Origin of the sequence: Prosthecobacter sp., from assembly GCF_044222565.1 — a bacterium.
Taxonomy (GTDB): Bacteria; Verrucomicrobiota; Verrucomicrobiia; order Verrucomicrobiales; family Verrucomicrobiaceae; genus Prosthecobacter.
The window spans coordinates 77,758-92,264 of record NZ_JBGANA010000030.1 but is presented as its reverse complement, the minus strand read 5'-3'; the positions used below and the strand labels follow the sequence as shown (position 1 = coordinate 92,264).

The 14,507-nt window shown below is 59.7% G+C and carries 24 protein-coding genes and 1 tRNA gene; 22 read left to right on the top strand and 3 right to left on the bottom strand.

Features of this window, described 5'->3' with window-relative positions; all coding sequences use genetic code 11:
• Together ACILSR_RS29285 and ACILSR_RS29280 are read right to left on the bottom strand one after the other, a co-directional pair.
• Positions 1 to 236: transposase (locus tag ACILSR_RS29285; RefSeq protein WP_395753372.1), on the bottom strand; the 236-nt coding region annotated here is incomplete at its 3' end.
• A 98-nt stretch (positions 237 to 334) separates the two neighbouring features.
• Entirely contained in the window at positions 335 to 979 is a 645-nt protein-coding gene (locus tag ACILSR_RS29280) for an RNA polymerase sigma factor (RefSeq protein ID WP_395753371.1), read from the bottom strand.
• 480 nt (positions 980 to 1,459) lie between these two features.
• On the opposite strand from ACILSR_RS29280, the gene ACILSR_RS29275 reads away from it, so the two are divergent.
• From ACILSR_RS29275 to ACILSR_RS29265, 3 genes are all read left to right on the top strand, one after another.
• Positions 1,460 to 1,532: transfer RNA gene (locus ACILSR_RS29275), tRNA-Ala, on the top strand.
• Between the two features lie 279 nt (positions 1,533 to 1,811).
• Positions 1,812 to 2,048, top strand: coding sequence for a hypothetical protein (locus tag ACILSR_RS29270; protein WP_395753370.1), 237 nt, complete (start codon positions 1,812 to 1,814; stop codon positions 2,046 to 2,048).
• 409 nt (positions 2,049 to 2,457) lie between these two features.
• The gene (locus ACILSR_RS29265) at positions 2,458 to 3,036 is read left to right on the top strand and encodes a DUF4339 domain-containing protein (protein WP_395753369.1); all 579 of its coding nucleotides are present in this window, start codon (positions 2,458 to 2,460) and stop codon (positions 3,034 to 3,036) included.
• A 15-nt stretch (positions 3,037 to 3,051) separates the two neighbouring features.
• Here ACILSR_RS29265 and ACILSR_RS29260 read toward each other — a convergent pair whose 3' ends face one another.
• The gene (locus ACILSR_RS29260; RefSeq protein WP_395753368.1) at positions 3,052 to 3,486 is read right to left on the bottom strand and encodes a hypothetical protein; all 435 of its coding nucleotides are present in this window, start codon (positions 3,484 to 3,486) and stop codon (positions 3,052 to 3,054) included.
• Between the two features lie 81 nt (positions 3,487 to 3,567).
• Here ACILSR_RS29260 and ACILSR_RS29255 point away from each other — a divergent pair, with 81 nt between their 5' ends.
• The 19 genes from ACILSR_RS29255 to ACILSR_RS29165 all read left to right on the top strand — a co-directional run bounded on the left by ACILSR_RS29255 (position 3,568) and on the right by ACILSR_RS29165 (position 14,490).
• Positions 3,568 to 3,765, top strand: a complete 198-nt coding sequence (locus ACILSR_RS29255; RefSeq protein WP_395753367.1) for a hypothetical protein — start codon at positions 3,568 to 3,570, stop codon at positions 3,763 to 3,765.
• Between the two features lie 21 nt (positions 3,766 to 3,786).
• Positions 3,787 to 4,263, top strand: coding sequence for a hypothetical protein (locus tag ACILSR_RS29250; protein WP_395753366.1), 477 nt, complete (start codon positions 3,787 to 3,789; stop codon positions 4,261 to 4,263).
• Complete coding sequence (locus tag ACILSR_RS29245; RefSeq protein ID WP_395753365.1) at positions 4,260 to 4,691, top strand: hypothetical protein; 432 nt, start codon at positions 4,260 to 4,262, stop codon at positions 4,689 to 4,691. The genes ACILSR_RS29250 and ACILSR_RS29245 overlap by 4 nt, the downstream gene beginning before the upstream one ends.
• A gap of 141 nt (positions 4,692 to 4,832) precedes the next feature.
• Entirely contained in the window at positions 4,833 to 5,207 is a 375-nt protein-coding gene (locus ACILSR_RS29240; protein ID WP_395753364.1) for a hypothetical protein, read from the top strand.
• Positions 5,204 to 5,542 carry a hypothetical protein gene (locus tag ACILSR_RS29235; RefSeq protein WP_395753363.1) on the top strand — a complete coding sequence of 113 codons (339 nt, stop codon included), beginning with the start codon at positions 5,204 to 5,206 and terminating at the stop codon, positions 5,540 to 5,542. The genes ACILSR_RS29240 and ACILSR_RS29235 overlap by 4 nt, the downstream gene beginning before the upstream one ends.
• 65 nt (positions 5,543 to 5,607) lie before the next feature.
• The gene (locus tag ACILSR_RS29230) at positions 5,608 to 5,925 is read left to right on the top strand and encodes a hypothetical protein (protein ID WP_395753362.1); all 318 of its coding nucleotides are present in this window, start codon (positions 5,608 to 5,610) and stop codon (positions 5,923 to 5,925) included.
• The gene (locus tag ACILSR_RS29225) at positions 5,922 to 6,302 is read left to right on the top strand and encodes a hypothetical protein (protein ID WP_395753361.1); all 381 of its coding nucleotides are present in this window, start codon (positions 5,922 to 5,924) and stop codon (positions 6,300 to 6,302) included. The genes ACILSR_RS29230 and ACILSR_RS29225 overlap by 4 nt, the downstream gene beginning before the upstream one ends.
• Positions 6,303 to 6,307: 5 nt before the next feature.
• Positions 6,308 to 6,595, top strand: a complete 288-nt coding sequence (locus ACILSR_RS29220; RefSeq protein WP_395753360.1) for a hypothetical protein — start codon at positions 6,308 to 6,310, stop codon at positions 6,593 to 6,595.
• Positions 6,592 to 7,134, top strand: a complete 543-nt coding sequence (locus ACILSR_RS29215) for a hypothetical protein (protein WP_395753359.1) — start codon at positions 6,592 to 6,594, stop codon at positions 7,132 to 7,134. The genes ACILSR_RS29220 and ACILSR_RS29215 overlap by 4 nt, the downstream gene beginning before the upstream one ends.
• On the top strand, positions 7,131 to 7,319 hold the full coding sequence (locus ACILSR_RS29210; RefSeq protein ID WP_395753358.1) for a hypothetical protein: 189 nt from the start codon (positions 7,131 to 7,133) through the stop codon (positions 7,317 to 7,319). Before ACILSR_RS29215 ends, ACILSR_RS29210 begins: the two co-directional genes overlap by 4 nt.
• A complete protein-coding gene (locus ACILSR_RS29205) occupies positions 7,316 to 7,552 on the top strand; it encodes a hypothetical protein (RefSeq protein ID WP_395753357.1) in 237 nt (78 codons plus the stop codon). Before ACILSR_RS29210 ends, ACILSR_RS29205 begins: the two co-directional genes overlap by 4 nt.
• Complete coding sequence (locus ACILSR_RS29200; protein WP_395753356.1) at positions 7,549 to 8,232, top strand: hypothetical protein; 684 nt, start codon at positions 7,549 to 7,551, stop codon at positions 8,230 to 8,232. Before ACILSR_RS29205 ends, ACILSR_RS29200 begins: the two co-directional genes overlap by 4 nt.
• Before the next feature lie 4 nt (positions 8,233 to 8,236).
• Positions 8,237 to 9,913, top strand: coding sequence for an ATP-binding protein (locus ACILSR_RS29195; RefSeq protein ID WP_395753355.1), 1,677 nt, complete (start codon positions 8,237 to 8,239; stop codon positions 9,911 to 9,913).
• Positions 9,910 to 10,278, top strand: coding sequence for a hypothetical protein (locus ACILSR_RS29190; protein ID WP_395753354.1), 369 nt, complete (start codon positions 9,910 to 9,912; stop codon positions 10,276 to 10,278). Before ACILSR_RS29195 ends, ACILSR_RS29190 begins: the two co-directional genes overlap by 4 nt.
• A gap of 354 nt (positions 10,279 to 10,632) precedes the next feature.
• Complete coding sequence (locus ACILSR_RS29185; RefSeq protein WP_395753353.1) at positions 10,633 to 11,022, top strand: hypothetical protein; 390 nt, start codon at positions 10,633 to 10,635, stop codon at positions 11,020 to 11,022.
• The gene (locus tag ACILSR_RS29180) at positions 11,015 to 11,932 is read left to right on the top strand and encodes an HNH endonuclease (protein WP_395753352.1); all 918 of its coding nucleotides are present in this window, start codon (positions 11,015 to 11,017) and stop codon (positions 11,930 to 11,932) included. Before ACILSR_RS29185 ends, ACILSR_RS29180 begins: the two co-directional genes overlap by 8 nt.
• Positions 11,856 to 12,983 carry a hypothetical protein gene (locus tag ACILSR_RS29175; RefSeq protein ID WP_395753351.1) on the top strand — a complete coding sequence of 376 codons (1,128 nt, stop codon included), beginning with the start codon at positions 11,856 to 11,858 and terminating at the stop codon, positions 12,981 to 12,983. Before ACILSR_RS29180 ends, ACILSR_RS29175 begins: the two co-directional genes overlap by 77 nt.
• Positions 12,980 to 13,999 carry a hypothetical protein gene (locus ACILSR_RS29170; protein WP_395753350.1) on the top strand — a complete coding sequence of 340 codons (1,020 nt, stop codon included), beginning with the start codon at positions 12,980 to 12,982 and terminating at the stop codon, positions 13,997 to 13,999. Before ACILSR_RS29175 ends, ACILSR_RS29170 begins: the two co-directional genes overlap by 4 nt.
• Complete coding sequence (locus ACILSR_RS29165) at positions 13,996 to 14,490, top strand: hypothetical protein (RefSeq protein WP_395753349.1); 495 nt, start codon at positions 13,996 to 13,998, stop codon at positions 14,488 to 14,490. The genes ACILSR_RS29170 and ACILSR_RS29165 overlap by 4 nt, the downstream gene beginning before the upstream one ends.
• The last annotated feature ends 17 nt before the right edge of the window (positions 14,491 to 14,507 follow it).

Genomic DNA, 14,507 nt, shown 5'->3' with positions numbered 1-14,507 from the left:
GCGCTGGAGCCGCCTGCGCTCGCCAGCCTGGCGCTGCGCGCCGAAGGCTGGCTCTCTACGGCGGCTCCAGCGCCGTAGCGTCGTTTCCAGTCGCGCAGGTTCCAGTGGGAGATGTTGAGGTCACGGGCGAGCCGGGCGATCTTCCTACCGCCCTCCAGCAGCGCGACTGCGTCGAGCTTGAACTGTTCATCAAAAGCGCGCTTCGTCTTGGCCTTGGTCTTGGCTGTTTTGTTCATGTCGGTCTTGGGTTATGACCCAACTTTTGCTGTCCGCATTAACGAAGAAGGCTCAGGGGGCTCTCACCAGTGCCAAACTCATTCTCCTAGCTCCCACCCTATGCAGCCTGGAGAGTGTGGATGGCATTGCGGGTGCGAAAAACCTGGCGCAGCTTCTTCAATCCCAGCTCCATGCGCGTTTTCACCGTGCCCAGGGGTGTATGGGTGGCCTCCGCCACTTCGCGCTGGCTCATGCCTTGCAAAAACGCCAGCTCGATCACTTCCTTCTGCGCCTGCGGCAGCAGGGTCAGGTGCTGGGTGAGAACTCGTCCCATGTCTGCCTGTTCGCACTCGGGGGCCGTGCCCTGCGTGAATGTTTCAGACTGCTGGATGGCACCTTCCATACGATCCTTTGCACGGCTGTAGGCCATGGAACGGCGAACGTGGTCGATCGCCCGGCGCTTGGCCAGCGTCATCAGCCAGGCCATGGGGCGTCCCTTCGCAGGTGAGTAATGAGCGGACTGCCTCCAGAGTTCAAGGAAGCATTCCTGCAGCACGTCTTCGGCGCTCGCGTCATCGCTGACGGTGCGCATGATCGCGGACTTAAGCAGACGGCGGTAGCGCAGGATCATCGTTTCCAGCGCGCCAGCATCTCCCTGCTGAATGGCGGCCATGAGATCTTCGTCCTGGACTTGCTGGATCTCCACTTCGTGGGAAGCAGGAGTGGATGTGAGTTCGGAGGTGGATGTGGTGTAGGTGTTCATGATGGGCAAGAGATAGAAAAGCAAGCGCTCTTCATCAACCTGACCACACCCTGCCCCCAGGCTCAGGGGATGCCTGAGGGGAGACTCCGCACATCAGGGCCTCCATGGGGGCTCAAGGTGTTGAATGGCGTTCTATCTTTCCTGGCAGAACAAAGGCTAAGCAGAGGGAACAGCATTGATTCATTCTTCCGCCGAAATCGAAGACTCGAAGACCACCTTTGACATCCCAGTTCTTGCTGGCGGCATTTCACAGACGTCGTTCACATGAAAAGACATCTCCTGCCCGAGCCACCTCATCTAACACCATCATGATGATGCCCCCCCCTGAAAGGGGGGCAAGAGTGTGACAAATCAGCTTGCCGGAATGCGGCACAACCGCATAATGGCCGTGTTCGATGATTCGTGACGAGTGCGTGAACTTGCATCCTCCCATTTGACGGGTGCTGCAAATCGCCCTAGCGTTTCCGTCGGTAACACTTTGGGGCTATAGCTCAGTTGGTAGAGCGTCTCGTTCGCAATGAGAAGGTCAGGGGTTCGAATCCCCTTAGCTCCACTTTTTGAAATTTCCCCACTTACACAAGGGGGCGCGGCGCTGTTTGGACAATTTTTGGCAACACATTTGGCAACGTGTCGCCGGTGTACGCGGATAACGGGAGTAGTAACCGATGGGCTGTTCCCGGGCCTCAGCTGAGGAGGCGAAACCGACGGTCATGCAACAGCTGTGCAAATGTTGCAGCGTGCAACGGGGCTCTGGCAAAACTCCCCGACATCATCAGAATATAACGTTCCACCGTTATACTTGAGATATAACGGTGGAGCGTTAGATTGATTCATGGGAGAGATCAAATTTTCTCGGGTCGAATGCCTGATGGAATACGTGCGCAGGCATTGCGACGGGCAGCGTGGCCGAAAGGCGGCACTGGCAAAGTACCTGGGCGTACAACCCCACATGGTCAGCTCCTGGCTCGACCAAGACGCGCCTGTGAAGCCGAACGCCGAGAATGCCCTGGGCATGGTGGAGTGGTTGCAGAAGCAGTCACGGCCGCCTGCAGCGCCGGCGGTGGGATGATGTGCCTTTTTCGGCTCTCAGATGAGGCGGCGAAAAGTGCGGTGGTGCAACGGCTGTGCAAAAGTTGCAGCGTGCAACGGTGCTTTGGCACAGCGGTGGTGTTGCACGCGTGCAACAAGGAAACGAGAAGCTGTGACACGTTCGGTGTGAGCAGTTTAGCCTGCTTCGTGGAGAGGCGATGATTGAGGGGTGTTGCACGATGCAACAGCGCAACACCCCCACGTACGTACGGACTACGGTACCTAACCACGTTTAAACGTTGGCTGCTGGCCGGAAGGGTCCAGAGTCCGGACATTCCCGGTGTGACACGATCTTTGCTCGGCTGGCCGCCGCGGAAACAGTTACAATCTGCGTCTGTCATTCCTCGGGGCTTGCACCGGACCGCAGATTAGGTAGCCTCCCGAGCAAGATGGAAACTCCCCGCACTCTCTGGCTGAGCCGTGATGGCGTAAGCGAACCGACTGGACCTTTCACGGAGGGCCAGATTTCGACGATGTGGAATGCCGGCCAGATCACGGCCAATGGAATGGTGGCTGCCGAGGGTGACGGTGTCTGGACGCCGATTCGGGAGCTTGCGGGAAGATGGACTGCTCCTCTGCCTCCCCAGGGACCGAAGGGCGGCAGAGTTTCGATCGCCCAAGTGGTCATTGGCTTGGGCGTATGCATGGCCGTGGTTCTTTTGGCGCTCGCCAGCAGTGGAGATCCTCGCCTGGAGCGAGCCGAGCAGGAGCAGAAGAGGGAGGCCGTCAAAAAGGCTTGGACGAGCTACTATCTGCAGCAGAACGCGAGGAATCTCGGGCGGCAGATCGAAGAGTATCAGAAAACTCCTCGAGGCCAGGAGCTGATGCGGGAACTTGAGGCCGAAAAGGCGAAAGAAGCGGCAGCAGAAGCGGCGCGGCGTGCTCAAACGGAAAGAGCGTTCGAGAAAGCGCTGCACGAGATCCCGGAGACTTCACCGATGCAACCGCCGCCGGCATTGGGGCAGTGATCAGGCGATGTCGCGCTAGTCGATCACATCGACGTGGCCGTCCAGCGTGCGATTCAGATTCCGCAGAGCGCGGGCGAGGGCTGGGTTTCCACGTGCTTTGGTGCGGAGATCCGAAATCGTTCGTTCTAGGTTATTATCACCTTGTGAGGGTGGGGTTTCTTGGAAGATCAGGCGCTCTTCCCCAGTGGGTCGCCGCCGAATGACCAGCAGGTCGCGTGCCCTACGCGGCCAATGATCGATCGTCCAATCCTCGGCAAGTGCAGCGGCATCGTCGTCATTGATGGCTTCGTAATCCAGGAGCTTGCCGAGCATTTTTTCCGTCATCGGCTCCTTTCCGTTCAAGATCTTGGATAAGGCAGATCGCTGAATTTCGACTGAATCAGCTAATGCTGAAATAGTTATCTCAAGATGGTCACAGATTGCGCGGAGACTGCCAGAGGTGTGGTGCATGTGCAATTTTTCACCCAAGGGAAAATTTTCTCAACTTATTCTTGCATGTATGTTTTTTCACCTTAGGGTGTTTTTACTCACATGAAAGCCATCACAATCGCCAAACCCAAATCGAAGATCGGTCTCGGCATTCTGGCCACAATGCTCGAGACGGCCCGTGCATTCCGGGACAGCCGCCAGACGCAGGACCCCGAAGTCGCCGCGGAGGCACTGGAGTTCGAGCGGGAACTCTACGCCCGCTACAACGAAGCGAAAGCCGCCCTCAAGCCTGCCGCCTGACCCCCAACCCCTGCCACTCCCATGAAAAAGGCAGCCTCCAAAGCCCCAACGATCTACGACGCCCTGGTCGAGATCCGCGACCTGAGCGTCGGCGATGCAGCCACGCGCAAAGCGAAGCGCCGTGCGCTGCGTGCCAATCCGGCGCGGGTGCGGCTGCTCGCTGCCGTCGCCAGCTTGCAAGCCCACCTTCAAGGCGCTCCTGGGGGCCAGTCTGCGCCTTTCCGCCGCCACCTGATTCCGTCCCACCATTCACCGCTGACTCTCCCAATGAAAGCTGCCGAAGAAATCCAACTCGCGCTCGATACGCTCGCCATCTCTGAGCGAGGCCGAGCGTCGATCCCTGCTCTCCGCGAGATGCTAAACTATACATGCCTGCTCGATGGCTTAGGGCGAGACGCGATCGTCACCCTCACACGCTATGCCTTGGGCAGTCACAAAAACACCGTCCTTGCTGCCTTGCAGTCCGGTCGTGTGATCATGGCGGGAGGTGCAGCATGAGCTTCACCCCTCTCAAATCTGGAGGCAGGGCCTCGAACGGCGCGCACTTTGGCTTTGCCATCCGCTCGGCCGGCAGTGGCAGGATGCAGTCTGTCTGCTTCACGATCTGCGGCGCTCTGGTGAAGCAGCTGCGCTGGAAAGACGGCATGCGTCTGCGCCTGGACATCGATGCCAAGGCGAAACAGGGACGGCTCATGCCGGTGGACGAGACGGACAAGGACGGCCGCAAACTGAAGATGCAGCCGACATCTGGGCGCGGGCAGTTTTTCTTCCCCTTCTCTGGCGAGGCGCTGAACTACTTCGAGGCCTACCAGGCCGTCTATGAGTTCGACGGCGTCAAGGTCCTCGGCCCCGGCCCCATGCTGAGCCTGGTCTTCGATCTCCCGCCGGCTCCGGAGCGTGAGGACGAAGAAGAGTCCCCGTCCTGATATCTGAATCCCTGATCCCATTTCCCGCCGCGTGCCTTGGGAAGTATGCGGCGCGGATGGGGCGGGCGCGGCGCTTCACAGGGTCGCCGTGCCTGTCCCCACTTCCCTTCCCCTTCCCTCCACCACTCACCCCGCAATCAGATGGAACCGCCCCGCAAATCGATCCCGCCTTTCAGAATACCCCGCAATCCGCGGGAGGCCCGGCAACGGGCAGAAGCCTCATGCGCCGCATGGAATCACAGCTACCCCGTCGGCACGAAGGTACGCGTGTATCGCCTGCTCGGCGTTGAAGATAGCGCGATCGACACCACCACCACGAGCCAGGCCTGGGTGGCAGGCGGTCACAGCGCGCTGGTTTGCGTGAAAGGCCTGACCGGTGGCCACGCTCTGACGCACGTCCGCCCGCTGGTCGGCCAGGGCACGCAATGCGAAGGCGAGCGCGCCGGTGCTTTCAGTCTGGATCACGACATCGCCGCGGAAATCGCGGAACAACTGGGAAGCGGGGTGGCGGCATGATTGATCCAGCCCAAGCCTTCGACATGCTGCAAAAAATGCAGGATCCGCAGCGGAAGAACACTCTGCACAAGCCTTTGATTGATCATCTAAACCTGACGATTCAACAGCACGTCGAACGCTCGCGTGTTAATCACCCTGGTGCCGAGTTGTGCCCGCCGGAAGTCATGGACGCCCTGACGACGGTACTTGCCGTCTTTGTGGTCACTAATATTGACCGTAATGCTCCGCAGGGAGACGTGGCGCTATCGATCACCAAAGTTCTCGCGCAGAAAATTATGCGAATCTTTCCCATCGTGGACAGGCTGCACGATCTTTTCGGAAAGGAGCCGTCATGACCAGGCGGAAAAAAGTCCGTGGCAAATGGGTCAGCAGCGACGGTGTGGACGTGATCCCGCCCGCCGTGGTCATCGATGGCACGCATCTGCAAGGCGTGGCCCTGCGCATGCGGAGCGCCATCTCGGAGGGCATCATTCCTATGCTGCTTGATCTCTGCAAAAGAGAAGCAGAGCGGGGCCAGATGGAGATGCTCTTCATCCCGAAAAAATTGGCCTACGAATCCACGGTCCAGATCAACCCGCTCACCTTGTGCGAAAGCCTGCAGCCAGAGCTTCAACGCAGAGGCCTGAAAACCGAAATCTCCCGACAGTCGATCCCACGAATTGGTATGATCGAAGAACAGCTGGTGATGGCCATTTCCTGGAGGGACATCGCGCCATGAGCATGAGCCCGGCAGAAGAAGCGGCGCGCAAGCATTTCAGCGGCTCTGCGCTGGAGCAGAAGCTCGCCCAGATTAAAGAATTTGGCGATGACAAAAAGCGGCTGCCTGTTCAAGACGCTTTGAGAAATGACTTCCTGGCAGTCATCCAGAAGCACAGAGACAACGGTGCCGAGGGTGATCCGACAGAGTGTTTGTGTCCATGCGATGTGACCAAAGTACTCGTCGATCTGCTGTGCTGGAACGTCGCGAGAAACCGCGACAGGCGTCTCCCGTTTGCCGTGATCATTCAACAGATGAGCCTCATGCTCATTTCCCGCCTGGATCAATGGCTTGGCGCCGTGGCCAAAGAAGAAGCCAAAAACCAACCCGGAGGCTGAAGTCTATGAAAGAAACTCTGCCCGTTTCACCCTGCCCTTGCTGCTACGCTGCTTTGGAAGCCGCGACGGGCATCACAGACACGAATGCTCTTCCGCAGCCGGGAGACGTCACGTTATGCATGTACTGCGGAGCCAAGCTGAAGTTCGATGCGGTCATGAAGATGGTGCCTCTGAGTGCCGATCAATTCCAAAAGCTCGATCCTCAAACGCGGCATCAGCTCAACGTGAGCAGTCGGTTAATTCGCACTCCGGCATTTCGCGAGATACTTAAACTCAAACCCGTGACTGTATGAAACAACTCACCATCCAGATCGACGGGTCGCAATGCACGGCCTGGTTCACCAGCGAGAGCGGCACCAAGCTCGCCGAGGATTCATTCACGATGCAGCACGGCACGCACTCCTGGAGCCTTCTGCAGGGCGAAGTGCATGACCGCCTGCAGCTCCACAAATTTGCACCGCCGGGGATGCCGACGGAAAGCAGCCGGACGTGCTCAGATCCCTTCCGGATCTGGCAGGTGGTCTGCTGTGGCATCCCCGGTGCTCCGGGCTGGGGCTGGGGTTTCCTGCTGCCGCTGGAGCACGTGGAGACGTGCTGCGGATTCGCAGACGAAGAATCTGCCGCCAAAGCAGCGAAGACGCTGCAGCTCATCCGCAGCCGCATCTCCGGAGATCTGCCCGGCGGTGTCTTCGAGGTGTTCGCACTCGATGACGGCTTCGCCTTCTTTGACCAGCGAGGCGAGCACCACGCCACTTTTCCGACCGCTGCCGAGGCCCGCGGCTGCGCGGCAAAGATGGAGGCCAATCACCCGCTCAACGAACAGCCCAGATGATCACGATCAGCTACCTTCAGGCCATCCTCTACGGCAGCGCGATGTTTGTTCTCGCCTGCTACGCGCTCCACAAGCGCATGCTCAATCTTGAGCTGAACCGACAGCTCAAGCATGCACTCGGCTGGATCCGCAAGCACATGCCGGCACAGGAGACCCCGGAGCCTTCCCCCAAACTGGAGTCATGAATGATCCTGCTGCAGAGCTAGAGCATGAACCCGTGCGCCACTGCCCGGGATGCGAGGTGATTCTCACCCATCCGTGCAGCATCATCTGCCACGCCTGCTGGCAGGGCCTGCCGCAGACGCTCCGCCATGCCTTCGTCCACACCACCAGCATCTACGACCGATGGGACGCCTACAACGCCATCGTGGATCACTTCCGCGAGAAGAAAGAAAACCCCGAACTTTTCCCAGTATGAGCACCACACCACCACCACCCGCTACCCTCCACGATATGGTCAACAACTCCCTCGCCGCCCTGGCTGCCGAGGGCAAGGTCGAGGCGATTGTCCGAACGCACGTCGAAAAAGCGATCGGCACCGCAGTCGCGGAGACGATCACCGGCTACAACTCGACTTTCGCGAAAGCGCTGAAAGCTTACATCGATGGAGCAATGCCAATGGACTTTAAGGCTATCGGCCTTGACGGCTACAATGATCTCATCCTCCGCACGATCAAAAACAAACTGGATGCCAGCCTCGTGGCATGGGTGAACAAAGGTATCGCCGAAGAGATGGCGGAGCTGCTGCAGGAGCCGCCGGAAAGCATCAAGCTCTCCGAGCTTGTACGGCAGTTCCGCAAGGAGAACCGGCACGAAAACGATGACGAGATCAGCGTGTACCTGGAGGAGGACGACGGCTCTCTCCTTAACTATTGGACGCTGAGTCTTGATCCGAAGCCGGGAAAACGAAAGCACGATTGTGAGCTGTACATGGCCGTTGATTCCCAAGGTCAGATTTACTCGCTGAAGGTTGCTTATCGCGGCGACATGACCAAGGGCATGTTTGTCGGCCGCCTCTACGGCTTCGAGCGCACGCTCTTCCGTCTCTACGTAGGGAAAACGAAGATTATCAAAGACAGCGTCGATGGCTGGGACTGATACCATGAAACTCACCTCCACCCTCAGTCTCCCGTCGGATGTCTGCACACGCACGCTGGCCATTCTCGCACAGAAGGGCGCGGGCAAAACGTACACGGCTATGAAGCTCACCGAGCTCATGCTCGAGGCTGGCAGCCAGGTCGTCGCACTCGATCCGACGGGCGTCTGGTGGGGACTGCGCGCGGATGCAGATGGGAAGCCAGGGCGCGGACTGGATCTGATCATCATGGGCGGCGAGCATGGCGACGTGCCGCTGGCGTCAACCGCCGGCGAGATCATCGCAGATTTCGTGGTGGAGAGCGGCCGCAGTGTGGTGCTGGACCTCTCGCACTTTGAATCCAATGCCGCCCAGGATCGCTTCGTCACCTCCTTTGCCGAAAAGCTCTACCGGCTCAAAGCGCAGCAGCGCACACCGTTGCATCTGATGCTCGATGAAGCGGACAGCTTTGCACCGCAGCGACCGCAGAATGGCCAGCAGCGCATGCTTGGTGCCTTTGAGGCCATCGTACGCCGCGGCCGCTCCCGAGGGCTGGGCATGACGATGATCTCGCAGCGCCCGGCCTGCCTGAACAAGAACGTCCTGACCCAGGCCGACGCTTTGATCTGTCATCGAGTCACTGGAAAGCAGGACATGGACGCCCTGAACGATTGGGTGAAGCACTGGCACGGCGAGAAGGATCAAAGCACGACGTTCCTGCAAAGCCTCCCTGCCCTCAAAATCGGCGAGTGCTGGTTCTGGAGCCCTGGCTGGACCGGCAGTTTCGTCCGCAGCCACGTGCTGAAGCGCACGACGTTCGACAGCAGCAAAACACCCGAGCCAGGCGCGGCGCATCACAAAACGACTGCCAGCCTCAAGCCCGTGGATCTGGGCGCCCTGACGAGCCAGATCCAGGCCACCGTGGAGCGTGCGAAGGCGAACGATCCCGCCGAGCTGAAACGCACGATCGTGCGATTGGAGCAGGAGCTGAGGATGGCGCAGGCGGAGCGGAAGCCTGAGTTCCTTCCGGTGCTGAATAATGAGGACCGGCAGATCCTGCAGAAGCTGCACGATTTCTTTACCACAGGGGAGATCCGGGCCGTCCTGGCCAAGGTGTATGCGCGCCTTGAGCTGATTCCCAGTGGAGCGCCGACATACGAGGAGGTGACGACGACCACAGGAGGAATCGTGGTCAGGATGCCGCAGGTGCCTGTGTTTCAAGTCTCGCACGTCTTCAAAAAATCGACCGACGGTGAGAAGCTCGCGAAATGCGAGCGCGCTATCCTCACGGTGCTAGCGCAGCATTCCCAGCCCTGCAGCAAGCGCAAGGTGGCCTGCATCGCCAGATATGCGATCGACGGCGGCGGCTTCAACAATTCCCTTAGCTCGCTGCGCACGCGCGGCCTCCTCACTGGCACAGATCCGCTCACGATCACCGACGATGGCCGCGCCGCCTTGGGCCAGTTCACTCCGCTGCCGACGGGCCTGCAGGCGATCGAGCATTGGATCCGCCAGCTTTCGAAGTGCGAAGCCGCGATCCTGACGCGCCTCCTGGAGGTCGAAGGATTCGCGTGTTCCAAGCAGGAGCTCGCGGAACGCGCCGGATACGAAGCCACCGGCGGCGGCTTCAACAACGCCCTCTCTGCGCTGCGCACGCGCGAGCTGATCGAAGGCCGGGAAATCATCACTCTTCTCATTCCATGAAAACCCTTGCTGCACCAACCCAAGCCAAGCCAGGCGTGGCCGTGCTCGAGATCCCGAGCGCGGCGCTGCAGCGCATGAGCGGGAAGTTCCCCGAGGGTGTGAATGTGCTGGTGGTGCCACCGTCGGCCGTGCAGCCGGAGTTTATCCGCCCGCCGAAGATTGGGGAAGTGTGCCCCATCACTGGACTAGCACGCACGACCTTCCTGGAACTGCTGCAGCAGGCCGGACCGAAGAGGATCCCGGTGCGCTACCTGCGGAAGCCTGGCGCCACCACCGGCATCGCCCTCGTGCCGCGCCAGCCCTTGGTGGACTACATCAACTCGCTGCCGGCTCCGGACTGGCAGGAAAACGAGGAGGAGGAATAGACCATGCACTCATGCCCCACATGCGGCCAGGCCTGCTACTGCAAAGGTGATATCGACGACATCGAATGCGATCCTTCGGCGGCGGACCGCTGCAGTCACTGCGACGAACGAGAAGAAGAGGCAGACGATGATGGTGAGCTGCATTGCGGCGATTGCGGCCGAGTCCTCGACGCCAACGGTGCATGTGCGCCTTGTGATCGTTTTTACGGTGATGACTGATTTAATACTTTTGTGCTCTAACTCGAATTTATGAAAGCTATCTCTCTATGGCAGCCGTGGGCATCGGCATTGTTTGCCCCCTTGATCAAAGACGGGGCTCGCTGTCTCAAAGGATTTGAAACAAGGCATTGGCCGATGCCGGCACGTTTTGTCGGCGAGTCGATCGCCATTCATGCGGCGAAGAGGGAGACACAGGACGAAAGGGACTTTTGGCTCCAGGTCGTGATGGCAGAGGAGCGGAGGAAAGAACACGCCCGGGCTTTTGGGGAAATCGGCATCCGGAAGTATTGGGATCTGCCACGCGGCGCCATCATCGGAGAGGTGAAGTTTGGAGCCTCAATTCGGAGCGAGGACATGGATGCTGAGGTGATCGAGCGGGAAGAGTGGTGGGGAAACTACTCTCCCGGTCGCTTCGCCTGGCCGGTGCTGGAGTTTCGGCATTATCTGACGCCCGTCCCGTTCGTGGGAAAGCAGGGATTCTTTGAGTTCGAGGTGCCAATGGGAAAGGAGCCTGATCATGGCTAAAATCTCCAAAGCGCTCAAAAAGCGCGGCCCGGCCAAAGGCACGCCTAGGAAGCGGTTTCTGCGAGACAACGAAGCGCTCGTTTTCGAGATGCACTGTGACCACGTCTGCGGGATGAACCTGCGGGCGCTGCAGAAAAAATATGGATACATGGATGGCAACATCAAAAAGGCTTTCGTTCACTTTGGCCTGAAGGTGAAAGTGGACGTAAAATCGGGGCAGTTTAAACGCACGATGCGCCGCTTCCGGAGAGACGAGCTCGTTGCGATGGCACTGGCGCAAAAGAGGATCTGCAAGCCGAAGGTTCTGCGCCAGGAGTGGCGCGAATGGCCGATGAAAAAGCGCGCCTGGTTCATCGGTCTGATGCGGAAGAACCTGCCGCATCTGTCCTACCCGCAGAGGCCGTTCTCCGCAAACGTGGAACCCTTTGACTATGCCTCGCCAAGCGCACGCGAGCTGCTGAGGCGCATGAACGATGGCAGGCACATCCCTGGGAACAAGCTCAAGATCGAGTCCCAGGGCGTGATCTGGCAGGGGCAGCTTTGGTTTTGGACACCGCGCACGGGCTATCAGGAGGGCGTGAAATGGACGCCCACGCAGCCGCGGAGACTGCTGCACCGGGCTATCTGGGAATCTGTGAACGGACCGCTTCCAGAGGACGGCGTGGTCCGCCATGCCGACGGGAACCCGAACAACTTCGATCCCGACAACCTGGTGCTGGCCACCAAGAACGATGTGGCCCGTGAGAACCAGGCTGCGCACATGATTCGCAAGTCCCGCGAGAAGACGCGGGCGCTGCTCAATTTCCAACAATCAACCGAGAAAGGAACGAACGATGATCTCACTGAACGCATTTTTAAACCAGGTGTACGCGGAAGCGGAGGCCGAGGCGGAATCTCTGCAGCCGCGTAGCATCCGAGACCTGGTCAATGAGGCCAAGGAAAAGGGCCTGATCAAAACCTCCGGCGAGCGAGTGGCGCTGAAGACGGCGCTGCAGTGCAATCTGCTCAAGATCGACACCTCTGGCGGCGAGCTGGCGGCGGAGCTGGCGCAGATGAAGACGAAGTGGATGGATGTCTCGCCGGCGATGGCGGAGATCTGGCTGCATAACAACGTGCAGAACCGCAAGGTGTCCCAAGACACGGTGAACGCTTACGCCCGGGAGATGCGCAACGGTGCCTGGCTACCGAATCATCAGGGAATCGCGTTCGACAATCGCGGTGTGCTCAACGATGGCCAGCACCGGCTGCTGGCGATCGTGCAAAGCGGCTGCACGGTGCGGATGATGGTGACGTTTGGCCTGCCCTCGCGCGTGGAAGGAAAGCTGATGGTGGGCATGGACACGATTGACCGCGGGAGAACGCGCAGTGTTTCTGACCAGCTCAAGATTCAGCACGGGCTGACCGGGGGCAACGTGCTTGCTATGGTGTGCAATCGCCTGGCTGCGATGTGCAGCCCTGAGCGCACGCGGCGGCTTTCGGTGGGCGAGATCCTGGAGATCCACGACACATTCCGGCCGGAGGTTGACTGGGTGACGAAGAACCGCCCGAAAGAGCACGGGCTGAAGCAGGCCGGGGTGCTGGCGGGCTTTGCGTTTGCCTTTGCTTCTGCACGGGGCGGTGACACGGCGGAAGATGGTCCGCTGATGGAGAGGATGTTCCACGAGCTCGTGGGCAATGCGCCGGCTGCCGAAGGCTCGCCCATGGCCCTGCTGCATGCGTTCCTGACCAGCGATGCGGCGAAGCTGCTCGGCGCTGGGAATGACCGCGCCCTGGCGGAGCTGGTGTGCGAGGCGATCTGGCTGCAGCTCAAAGGCCACAGGATCGAACGCCTGGAGCACGATACCCAGGGCATCGCCTACTTCCGCCTGATGCAGACGGCGCGCGTGGAGCGCATCGCGAAGATGTTCCGCATCCCGGGCATGCAGACGGTGAAGGTGCAGAGATTTGCGATGGCATCATGACAGAAGAGACCTACTCCGCACTCGCCTCATGTGCCCGCCGGCGCATCGAGCAGGAATGGTCGTGCACAGCCGCCGAGCGGGCGGTCCTGCAGCTGATCACAGATCTCAGCCTGGCTCTCGGCCAGACGTGGGCTTTTGTGCCCTGTCTGAACGATTTCGCGGCCGTTCTGGGCATTCACAAGAGCACGGTCAGCCGTGCGCTGCGCAGTGCGCTCAAAAAGGATTTCCTGCTCGTGCTGAAGCGCCGGGATGAAACGCTCTACTGCATCTGCACCGAGACGCGCGGAGACGCGGCGCCAGAGGCGGATGCGGGCAAAGCCGAGGAGGCAAGGGCGCGCCTCGTGGCGCTGAACCAAACACGCCTGCAGGGCCGCGCAGATCCGGACGGCCAGCAGCGCCTCCCCGGTGTTCTACCGAGCGAGGAGACGGCCGCGCCGGCGCGGGCCTTCGACGCGATGATGGAGGAATCTGAACAGGTCTTGTCTCCATCTAAACAGCCTTTGCATGAGACCATCGCCGTTCCACGTGAAACTATTTCCACACCCGCGATGCAGGCGAATGCGGGCGATGATGAGACATGGGACGAGTGCGAGGCCAGGCTGAAGCGCATGATCGACGCAGCGGAGCGGGCGCGTGGCGAAGTGCCGGCACCGCCGCCGATGTCGCCACCGACGCCGATGCGGCGTGCCAGTGCTGCACCATCCGATGTACCCAGCGGAGATGCGGCGAACCTGGAAAGGGAGATGCAGAAGCTTTGCCGAGGAATGAATGATCAGACGCGACATGTGATGGAGCGTCTTCGAGAGGAGTTCCGAAGCGGCGGCAAGCTGCAGGAAGCTCAATTTTTCAAGTGGGGCCGTGCATGGAAAAAGCGTGCCCTGGACTATCCGCGAGAATGCCTCGAGGCCTGCGGTGAGCATAAGAACCTGCGCCTCACCACCGGCCCGGCGGATGAGCCTGGAGGATGGATCTACCGGGCGATGCAGGATCTGACGAGCGGGGTGAAGACTCTATGACGCTGCCCTACACAGAAGAAGAATCGAACGCTGCTCACCGCGACTGGAAAGCCATGTGTGGCCATCACAGCATTTCGGCAGCGAGTAGGCGGCCGCTGGAGGCAGTTCGGAAGAGCGGAATCAAACTCTGCGGATGGATGAACCCGACCATGGTTTCACAGTGCCTGGCTGGCATGGGTGTCCGATCGGTATTGCACAGGCTTCCGGAGCTGAAACTGCCTTTTCAAGCTTTGATGGAACCGTTTTATCATCCGCGACGAGTGATTCGTGTTCAGTTTTTGGGGCCGTGGATGAAGGCACCGCCCGCAGCCCGATACCGGCATACCCACTACGTTGCCAGCATCGATCACTACATCATGGACCCGATTCTTGATACAAATGTGCTTCTCCCCTTTGAGCATTGGATTGTGTGGTCGGCATCGGCTTACGCTGAGCAAATCGACGAATGCGACGGCTATACTTTCACGCACTCTTGGAATATCGAGTCGTGAACTAATACTTTTGTTTC

What these genes read in the sequence shown, in the direction of transcription:
- ACILSR_RS29245 (WP_395753365.1), top strand. Translation starts at nt 4,260, where the DNA reads ATGAGCTTCACCCCTCTCAAATCTGGAGGCAGGGCCTCGAACGGCGCG.
- ACILSR_RS29240 (WP_395753364.1), top strand. Translation starts at nt 4,833, where the DNA reads ATGGAACCGCCCCGCAAATCGATCCCGCCTTTCAGAATACCCCGCAAT.
- ACILSR_RS29235 (WP_395753363.1), top strand. Translation starts at nt 5,204, where the DNA reads ATGATTGATCCAGCCCAAGCCTTCGACATGCTGCAAAAAATGCAGGAT.
- ACILSR_RS29255 (WP_395753367.1), top strand. Translation starts at nt 3,568, where the DNA reads ATGAAAGCCATCACAATCGCCAAACCCAAATCGAAGATCGGTCTCGGC.
- ACILSR_RS29265 (WP_395753369.1), top strand. Translation starts at nt 2,458, where the DNA reads ATGGAAACTCCCCGCACTCTCTGGCTGAGCCGTGATGGCGTAAGCGAA.
- ACILSR_RS29280 (WP_395753371.1), bottom strand. Translation starts at nt 979, where the DNA reads ATGAACACCTACACCACATCCACCTCCGAACTCACATCCACTCCTGCT.
- ACILSR_RS29260 (WP_395753368.1), bottom strand. Translation starts at nt 3,486, where the DNA reads ATGCACCACACCTCTGGCAGTCTCCGCGCAATCTGTGACCATCTTGAG.
- ACILSR_RS29180 (WP_395753352.1), top strand. Translation starts at nt 11,015, where the DNA reads ATGGCTAAAATCTCCAAAGCGCTCAAAAAGCGCGGCCCGGCCAAAGGC.
- ACILSR_RS29195 (WP_395753355.1), top strand. Translation starts at nt 8,237, where the DNA reads ATGAAACTCACCTCCACCCTCAGTCTCCCGTCGGATGTCTGCACACGC.
- ACILSR_RS29210 (WP_395753358.1), top strand. Translation starts at nt 7,131, where the DNA reads ATGATCACGATCAGCTACCTTCAGGCCATCCTCTACGGCAGCGCGATG.
- ACILSR_RS29250 (WP_395753366.1), top strand. Translation starts at nt 3,787, where the DNA reads ATGAAAAAGGCAGCCTCCAAAGCCCCAACGATCTACGACGCCCTGGTC.
- ACILSR_RS29185 (WP_395753353.1), top strand. Translation starts at nt 10,633, where the DNA reads ATGCCGGCACGTTTTGTCGGCGAGTCGATCGCCATTCATGCGGCGAAG.
- ACILSR_RS29175 (WP_395753351.1), top strand. Translation starts at nt 11,856, where the DNA reads ATGATCTCACTGAACGCATTTTTAAACCAGGTGTACGCGGAAGCGGAG.
- ACILSR_RS29190 (WP_395753354.1), top strand. Translation starts at nt 9,910, where the DNA reads ATGAAAACCCTTGCTGCACCAACCCAAGCCAAGCCAGGCGTGGCCGTG.
- ACILSR_RS29225 (WP_395753361.1), top strand. Translation starts at nt 5,922, where the DNA reads ATGAGCATGAGCCCGGCAGAAGAAGCGGCGCGCAAGCATTTCAGCGGC.
- ACILSR_RS29170 (WP_395753350.1), top strand. Translation starts at nt 12,980, where the DNA reads ATGACAGAAGAGACCTACTCCGCACTCGCCTCATGTGCCCGCCGGCGC.
- ACILSR_RS29200 (WP_395753356.1), top strand. Translation starts at nt 7,549, where the DNA reads ATGAGCACCACACCACCACCACCCGCTACCCTCCACGATATGGTCAAC.
- ACILSR_RS29220 (WP_395753360.1), top strand. Translation starts at nt 6,308, where the DNA reads ATGAAAGAAACTCTGCCCGTTTCACCCTGCCCTTGCTGCTACGCTGCT.
- ACILSR_RS29165 (WP_395753349.1), top strand. Translation starts at nt 13,996, where the DNA reads ATGACGCTGCCCTACACAGAAGAAGAATCGAACGCTGCTCACCGCGAC.
- ACILSR_RS29205 (WP_395753357.1), top strand. Translation starts at nt 7,316, where the DNA reads ATGAATGATCCTGCTGCAGAGCTAGAGCATGAACCCGTGCGCCACTGC.
- ACILSR_RS29215 (WP_395753359.1), top strand. Translation starts at nt 6,592, where the DNA reads ATGAAACAACTCACCATCCAGATCGACGGGTCGCAATGCACGGCCTGG.
- ACILSR_RS29270 (WP_395753370.1), top strand. Translation starts at nt 1,812, where the DNA reads ATGGGAGAGATCAAATTTTCTCGGGTCGAATGCCTGATGGAATACGTG.